The sequence below is a fragment of the Streptomyces sioyaensis genome (genome assembly GCF_004122735.1).
Classification (GTDB): Bacteria; Actinomycetota; Actinomycetes; order Streptomycetales; family Streptomycetaceae; genus Streptomyces; species Streptomyces sioyaensis.
The window spans coordinates 66,427-74,295 of sequence record NZ_SDIF01000030.1; the positions used below are offsets into that span (position 1 = coordinate 66,427).

Sequence of the window (7,869 nt, forward strand, 5' to 3'; positions counted from 1 at the left end):
GCGGGCTGCGAAGCAAGACTGTACAGCAGGTCAGGGGGTGCGGTCGAACTCGATACCGGTGGCCCTGGTTCCTACGGCGCGGCGGCGTCCACCGCCTTCACGATGCGCTTGTCGGAGACCGGATACGCGGTCCCCAGGGCGTGGGCGAAGTAGCTCACCCGGAGCTCCTCGATCATCCAGCGGATCTCCCGGGCCGCCGCCGGCACCGGGCGGCCCTGCGGGAACTGCTCCAGCAGCCAGGCGTATTCGTCCTGCATCTCCTTCACCTTCGCCATGCGGGTGCGGTCCCGCTCGGCGTTGGTGGGCAGCTGCTGCAGACGGCGGTCGGCGGCCACCAGATAGCGCATCAGGTCCGGCAGCCGCTTGGCGCCGTGCGCCGTCACGAAGCCCGGTCTGATCAGCGCCGCCAGCTGCTCCTTGATGTCCGTGAGCGACGGCAGCAGGGAGGGGAAGGTCGTCTCCTTCAGCCGGCGCTCGCAGGCCTGCCAGGCGGCCAGCACCTCCTGCACCTGCTGGATGGTCCTCAGGGTGACGTCCACCAGGTCGGCGCGGACCGCGTCGAAGAGCTTCCGGAAGGACTCCTCGTCCCACGCCGGGCCGCCCCGGGCCGCGATCAGGCGGTCGGCGGCGGCCGTCACGCAGTCCTCGAAGAGCGCCGCGATGGAGCCGTGCGGATTACGGGACAGCGCCAGCTTCTGCTGATTGCTCAGCTTGTCCTGGGCGAACTTGGCCGGGTTGGTGGGGATGTTGAGCAGGATGAGCCGGCGGGTGCCCGCCCACATGGCGGTGAGCTGCTCGGCCTCGGTGTCGAAGAGGCGTACGGCGACGCTGCTGCCCTCGTCCACCAGCGCCGGGTACGCCTTGAGCGGCTGGCCCGCGCGGCGGGTCTCGAAGGTGCGGGGCAGCGTGCCGATCGTCCAGGACGTCAGGCCGGTGCGCTGCTCGGGGCCGGCCGGCCGGCCGTCGCCCGCGCCGCCCGTGCGGTCCCCGGCGGGCCGCTCGGCGGCCTGCTCGAAGGCCTTGGAGATGGCCGCCCGGGTCTTCGGCTTGAGCTTCAGTCGCAGCGCCTCCAGGTCCTTGGCCTCGGCGAGCTTGCGGCGCCGCTCGTCGACCACCCGGAAGGTGATCTTGAGGTGGTCGGGAACCTTGCCGGTGTCGAAGTCCGCGGCCTCGACCGGTACGCCCACCATGCGCTGGAGACCGGCCGCCAGAGAGGTCGTCAGGGCGCCCTGCAAGGGGACGGTGGAGTCCAGGAAGCGGGCCGCGAAGTTCGGCGCGGGGACGTAGTTGCGCCGGATCGGCTTGGGCAGCGACCGGATCAGCTCCGTCACCAACTGCTCGCGCAGGCCCGGGATCTGCCAGTCGAAGCCCTCGGCGGAGACCTGGTTGAGGACCTGGAGGGGGATGTGGACGGTCACGCCGTCCGCGTCCGCGCCCGGCTCGAACTGGTAGGTGACCTTGAACTTCAGCTTTCCCTGCCGCCAGGAATCCGGATAGTCGTCCTTCGTGACGGCCTCGGCGGATTCGTTGATGAGCATCGAGTGCTCGAAGTTCAGCAGCTCCGGCTCTTCCCGGTGCTTCTTCTTCCACCAGGCGTCGAAGTGCGCCCCGGAGACCACATCGGCCGGGAGGCGCTGGTCGTAGAAGTCGAAGAGCGTCTCGTCGTCCACGAGGATGTCGCGGCGCCGGGCGCGGTGCTCCAACTCCTCGACCTCGCCGAGGAGTTTGCGGTTGTCATGGAAGAACTGGTGGTGGGTGCGCCAGTCGCCCTCGACCAGGGCGTTGCGGATGAACAGATCGCGCGAGGTCTCCGGGTCGATCCGGCCGTAGGCGATCTTGCGCTGGGCGACGATCGGGACGCCGTAGAGCGTCACCCGCTCGTAGGCCATCACCGCGGCCATCTTCTGTTCCCAGTGCGGCTCGCTGTAGGCGCGCTTCACCAGATGCTGGGCGAGCGGTTCGATCCATTCCGGCTCGATCTTCGCGTTCACCCGCGCCCACAGGCGGGACGTCTCGACCAGCTCCGCCGACATCACCCAGCGCGGCGCCTTCTTGAAGAGCGCGGAGCCGGGGAACACCGCGAACTTGGCGCTGCGGGCGCCCAGATACTCGTTCTTGGCGTCGGTGTCCTTGAGGCCGATATGCGAAAGCAAACCGGAAAGCAGGGAGGTGTGGATGTGGTCCGGCGCCGCGTCCTCCTCGCTGAGGTGGATGCCCATGGTCTTGGCGACCGACCGCAGCTGGGAGTAGATGTCCTGCCACTCGCGTATCCGCAGGTAGTTCAGGAACTCGCCGCGGCACATCCGGCGGAAGGCGGAGGAGGACAGCTCCCGCTGCTGCTCGCGGACATAGCGCCAGAGGTTGAGGAACGCGAGGAAGTCGGAGCTCTCGTCCTTGAAACGGGCGTGCTGCTGATCGGCCTGCTGCTGCTTGTCGGCGGGCCGCTCGCGCGGGTCCTGGATGGACAGCGCCGCCGCGATGACCATGACTTCGCGGACGCAGCCGTTGCGGTCCGCCTCCAGCACCATCCGCGCCAGCCGCGGGTCGACCGGCAGCTGGGCGAGCTTGCGGCCCATCGGCGTCAGCCGCTTCTTGGGGTCCTTCTGCTGGGTGTCGAGCGCGCCGAGCTCGCTGAGCAGATCGACGCCGTCCTTGATGTTGCGGCGGTCCGGCGGGTCGATGAAGGGGAACTTCTCGATGTCACCGAGGCCGGCCGCGGTCATCTGCAGGATGACGGAGGCGAGATTGGTACGGAGGATCTCCGCGTCCGTGAACTCGGGGCGGGAGAGGAAGTCGTCCTCGGAGTAGAGACGGATGCAGATGCCGTCGCTGGTACGGCCGCAGCGGCCCTTGCGCTGATTGGCGCTGGCCTGCGAGATCGGCTCGATGGGCAGCCGCTGGACCTTGGTGCGATAGCTGTAGCGGGAGATCCGGGCCATACCCGGGTCGATGACGTACCGGATGCCGGGGACGGTCAGCGAGGTCTCGGCGACGTTCGTGGCCAGCACGATGCGTCTGCCCGTGTGCCGCTGGAAGACGCGGTGCTGCTCGGCGTGCGACAGCCGCGCGTACAGGGGGAGGACCTCGGTGCTGTCGGCGACGTGGCCGCCCGCCCGGTTGAGCGCCTTGTTGAGCGCGTCCGCGGTGTCGCGGATCTCCCGCTCGCCGGAGAGAAAGACCAGGATGTCGCCGGGCCCCTCGGCCCGCAGCTCGTCCACGGCGTCGCAGATCGCGGTGATCTGGTCGCGGTCGGCGTCCTGGCCGCCCTCCTCCAGCAGCGGGCGGTAGCGCACCTCCACCGGATACGTACGGCCGGAGACCTCGACGACCGGCGCACTCGGCGTCGCCCCGGCGCCGTCCCCGGCAGCCTCCGCGGCGCCCGGGGCCTGCGCGGCGCCCGGCCGGTCCGACGCCTGCACGGCGGCGAAGGTACCGAAGTGCCGCGCGAACCGCTCCGGGTCGATGGTCGCGGAGGTGATCACGACCTTGAGGTCCGGACGCCGGGGCAGCAGCTGGGCCAGATAGCCGAGAATGAAGTCGATGTTGAGGCTGCGCTCGTGCGCCTCGTCGATGATGATCGTGTCGTACTGGCGCAGCTCCCGGTCCGTCTGGATCTCGGCGAGCAGAATGCCGTCCGTCATCAGCTTGACCAGGGTGTCGCCGCCGACCTGATCGGTGAAGCGGACCTTCCAGCCGACCGCCTCACCCAGCGGGGTCTTCAGCTCCTCGGCCACCCGCTCGGCGACCGTACGGGCCGCGATCCGGCGCGGCTGGGTGTGCCCGATCAGGCCCCGGACGCCCCGGCCGAGCTCCAGGCAGATCTTGGGGATCTGCGTCGTCTTGCCGGAGCCGGTCTCACCGGCGACGATCACGACCTGGTGGTCGCGGATCGCGGCGAGGATCTCGTCCTTCTTCTGGCTGACCGGCAGCTCTTCGGGGTACGTGATCCCGGGCACCGCGGCGCGGCGCTGGGCCACCCGCAGCTCCGCCTCGTCGACACCGCCGGCGATCTCGGCGAGCACGGCCGCCCGGGCTTCGGGCTTACGGATCCGGCGCGCGCCGTCGAGCCGGCGCCCCAGCCGCTGCTGATCGCGCAGCATCAGCTCGGGAAGACGCTTCAGCAGCTCGGGCAGGGTGGGAGCGGTGCCGTCGGGCAGGGCGGAGGCAGGCTGACTGGACATACGTCCCCCAGGATCTCACCTCGCGTAAACGACTGGCGAACCATTTGCCCGCGCAGGGGCGGCCCACCGCCCGCGGGCCGGCGCGCGGGCCGCCGCAAAAACGGGTTTCCGGCGCCTTCGCGGGTGCGTGAGGATGACCGCATGGACAACGGATTACGACGAGTGGCCGGCGCGGCCCTGATGGCCGCCGGTATCGCCTTCGCCGCCTGGCTCGTCTTCGGCGCGCCGCACGACTGGGACGGAGACGTGCGGCTGCTGCGGATGGCGCTGGGCCTGGGGGCGACGGCGGTGATCAGCGGTGGTGCCCGGCTGATCTTCTGGCAGCCGTCGAGCGAACGCGGCGGGGCCGGGCGGAAATGAAGTGGGCCCCGATTCGAGGAATCGGGGCCCACTTCCAAAAGGTGTGGCTGGGGCCGGGGTCGAACCGGCGACCTATCGCTTTTCAGGCGATCGCTCGTACCAACTGAGCTACCCAGCCGCAGCGGTCCTGACGGGATTTGAACCCGCGGCCTCCACCTTGACAGGGTGGCGAGCACTCCAAACTGCTCCACAGGACCTTGCATTGTGCGAAACCGGCGTGAACCAGTCTCCCACACGGTGATGCGTGCCCCCAACGGGATTCGAACCCGTGCTACCGCCTTGAAAGGGCGGCGTCCTGGGCCACTAGACGATGAGGGCTGGTGGCCACCTTGGCGTCGTTACCGGCGCCGTCGGGGACGTGAGAAGCATATGGGATGGGAGGACCGTTCGCCAAAACGGTTTACCCGGTGCCGTCGGAAGAGCTCCTGGCCGGGCGGGAAAGGGGGCCTGCCGAGGGGCCGGACGGCGGGCCGGTGGAGTGAAGCGGAGGGGAGGGCGACGGCGTGGCGCCGGGCCGGTTCTCGCGGGGGAGATGGCGGCTGACCTCGGCCCGGGACAGGCCCAGGCCGCCCAGGGTGATCTCGTCCCACGCCTGCAGCCGTTTGGTCTTCCGGTCCAGATAGAGCACCGACGTCTGGACCGGCGCGGGCTTTTTGTTCTGCACCGCGCGCAGCCCGCCGCCGCCCGTGGAGCCCTCGACCATCAGCCGGGTGCCTTGGGGGAGCGTGGTGTTCTCCCGGTGGTGGAGGTGGCCGGCCAGGGCGAGCGGCGCCAGGCCGTCCGCCTCGGTCGCGGCGACGGGGTTGTGGGCCAGCGCGATGTCGACGGGGGTGCCGGCCAGCCGCTGGGTGCGCAGCGCGCCGGCGAGCCGGCCGCCGGCGGTGCGCTCGGCGGGGTCGCCGGCCGCCACCACGGAGCGGTCCGGGGTGAACTGCGGGTCGCCGATGCCCGCGATCCGTACGCCGGCGATCCGGGTGACGTCGCCGTTGTCGAGGACCGTGACGTGCTTGCGGTGGGTCAGATACCGCTGCGTGGTGCGCGAGTCGTGGTTGCCGCGCACCCAGACGTACGGGGCGCCGAGGGAGGAGGCCGGGTCCAGGAAGTGGTTCTCGGCGGCCGAGCCGTGGTCCATGGTGTCGCCGGTGTCGACGATCACGTTGATCCGGTACTGCTTCACCAGGGAGGCGATGATCCCCCAGCTGCCGGGATTGAGGTGGATGTCCGAGACGTGCAGGACGCGGAGGGTGGTGGGGTCCGGCTGGTACGCGGGCAGCGTCGACGTGGCGTCGTAGAGCTTGGTGACGTTGGTCACCAGCCGCGCCAACTCCTTCTGGTAGACGTGGAATTCGCTGACGATGCTGCGGGCGTTGCCGACCACGGACGGGGCCGAGGAGAGCAGTCCGGAGAACTTCGGTTCCAGTACGGACCGGGGGTTCCAGGTGGCGTACGCGGTGCCCGCACAGGCGGCGAGCAGGGTGAGCGCCAGGCCGCCGGCGGCCAGTGCGCGGCGCGGGCGGCGGTGCACGGCCAGGCTCAGCGCGGTGGCGCCGGACGCCACGGCGACGCAGGAGTGCAGCGCCAGCCGCAGGGCGCCGTGGGTGACGTCACGGGTGACCTCGTCCTGCAGGCCGGCGAACCGCTCGGGGTGGTCGACCAGCGCCTGGGAGCGGATCGGGTCCAGCCGGTCGACGTCGACATCCAGCCGGACGGGTGCGTAGTGGCTGCTCAGTTCCAGGTCGCCGAGCGGCGCAACGGTGATCCTGGTGCCGCCGGTCAGGGAGGGGCGCAGCGCCATGCTGGTGTCCATCGGGCCGACCGGGACGCGGAGGCTGCCGATCAGGAGCAGTCCCAGCCAGGCACCGAGGACGGTGACGGCCATCAGGCCGAGGGCGGAGCGCACGGGGCGGCGCGGAGCGCCGTCGGGCAGGGTGGCGGTGGGGGCCGTACGGCGGGAGCGGTAGGCGCTGCGGACGGCTGCGGGCAGTGCGCGTACGCCGTCGGAAACGGTGGGCAGCAGCCGGTGCGGGGGGCGTTGCGAGCGGTCGGGGTGCGGTGTCCGGGAGCGCGCGGCGCGGGCCATTGGTCCCGTATGCCCCACCGCGGCGCCGTTAAGCGAGGAGCGGCGGCTTCCGGTTGGGCTGCGGTGCGGCGGGCGGTCCGCGACGATCGGTGGGGGGCCGGGTGGCGGAGAATGGTGGTGTGCTGGAAATGACGCGCGAGGAGTTCGAGGAACTGGTCGCCGAGGCGCTGGACCGGATCCCGCCGGAGCTGACCCGGCTGATGGACAACGTGGCGGTCTTCGTCGAGGACGAACCCCCGGCGGACGACCCCGGGCTGCTCGGGTTGTACGAGGGGACGCCGCTGACCGACCGCGGGGAGTGGTACGCCGGTGTGCTGCCGGACCGGATCACCGTCTACCGGGGGCCGACGCTGCGGATGTGCGACACCCGCGAGGACGTGGTCGCGGAGACCGAGGTGACGGTCGTTCATGAGATCGCGCACCACTTCGGGATCGACGACGAGCGGTTGCACGCGCTCGGGTACGGCTAGGGCATGTCCTCAGGGTCGGAAAGGCCGCGGCGAGGTGCCGTGTCCGGGGGCACCTCCCAGCGGTAGCTGGGGGAGCGTCGCGGCTCCGGCCTTCCGGTGGGCCGGCGGGCTGCCGGGGCGTCCCCGGAGGCGCACCCGGCGCGATCCGCCGGGTGTCGCGCGTGTCCTCGGGCGGGCGGCGGGAGTTGGGCAGGGCGTCCGTGCCGCTGTCCCTGCGCTCCGGATCCGGAGGTCCCGCCGTGCGCCCGAGCCCTTACCACCACTCGTCCCCGATGCCGACACCGTCCCCGTCGTCGTCCACAACCCTTGCCCCTGCCCCCGCCACCCGCCCCCCGACGGGCCGGATGCGCTCCCGTGCCGCCGCGGCCGTGACCGTCTCCGCGCTGGCCTTCTCGTTGGCCGGCTGCATGAGCGTGAGCGATCCGGAACAGCCGAAACCGTCCGGCAGTACGGCGCGGCACGACGCGAAGGACGGGGCGCACGGCCCCGGCGGGGTGTCCGTCGACGGCCGCGGCGGCGGTCCGCGGCGGATGGGGCGCGGCGGCGCGGCGCACCCGGCCGGCGGCGACGACAAGGAAGCCGACGACGCACAGAGCGCGGTACCGACACCGTCCGAGCCCGGCGCTCCGTCCCGTCCGGTGCAGCCGTCGGGCCCTGAGCCCGGCGCGGAAGCGGGCCATGGCGGCGGGCACGGCGGCCGTCCCGGGCACGCCCAGCCCTCGCCCTCGCACCCCGACCGCCCGGCCACTCCGCCGGCCCAGACCACCCCCGCCACGCC

5 protein-coding genes and 3 tRNA genes are annotated in these 7,869 nt (G+C 71.5%); 3 read left to right on the top strand and 5 right to left on the bottom strand.

The features are described 5' to 3' along the window. Positions 1-71: 71 nt before the first annotated feature. Entirely contained in the window at positions 72-4,181 is a 4,110-nt protein-coding gene (hrpA, locus tag EST54_RS13675) for an ATP-dependent RNA helicase HrpA (RefSeq protein WP_129247870.1), read from the bottom strand. Positions 4,182-4,322: 141 nt separating this feature from the next. On the opposite strand from hrpA, the gene EST54_RS13680 reads away from it, so the two are divergent. After that, a complete protein-coding gene (locus tag EST54_RS13680; RefSeq protein ID WP_239013206.1) occupies positions 4,323-4,541 on the top strand; it encodes a hypothetical protein in 219 nt (72 codons plus the stop codon). A 44-nt stretch (positions 4,542-4,585) separates the two neighbouring features. On the opposite strand, the gene EST54_RS13685 is transcribed toward EST54_RS13680, so the two are convergent. From EST54_RS13685 to EST54_RS13700, 4 genes are all read right to left on the bottom strand, one after another. Next, positions 4,586-4,659: transfer RNA gene (locus EST54_RS13685), tRNA-Phe, on the bottom strand. 4 nt (positions 4,660-4,663) lie between these two features. Next, positions 4,664-4,738 (bottom strand) — tRNA-Asp (locus EST54_RS13690). Between the two features lie 48 nt (positions 4,739-4,786). Continuing rightward, a tRNA-Glu gene (locus EST54_RS13695) sits at positions 4,787-4,859 on the bottom strand. Between the two features lie 82 nt (positions 4,860-4,941). Then, entirely contained in the window at positions 4,942-6,621 is a 1,680-nt protein-coding gene (locus EST54_RS13700; RefSeq protein WP_129247871.1) for a metallophosphoesterase family protein, read from the bottom strand. A gap of 119 nt (positions 6,622-6,740) precedes the next feature. On the opposite strand from EST54_RS13700, the gene EST54_RS13705 reads away from it, so the two are divergent. Further along, positions 6,741-7,091: a metallopeptidase family protein gene (locus tag EST54_RS13705; protein WP_006604686.1), complete on the top strand. Its 351-nt coding sequence runs from the start codon at positions 6,741-6,743 to the stop codon at positions 7,089-7,091. Between the two features lie 344 nt (positions 7,092-7,435). Next, positions 7,436-7,869: hypothetical protein (locus EST54_RS13715; RefSeq protein WP_129247873.1), on the top strand; the 434-nt coding region annotated here is incomplete at its 3' end.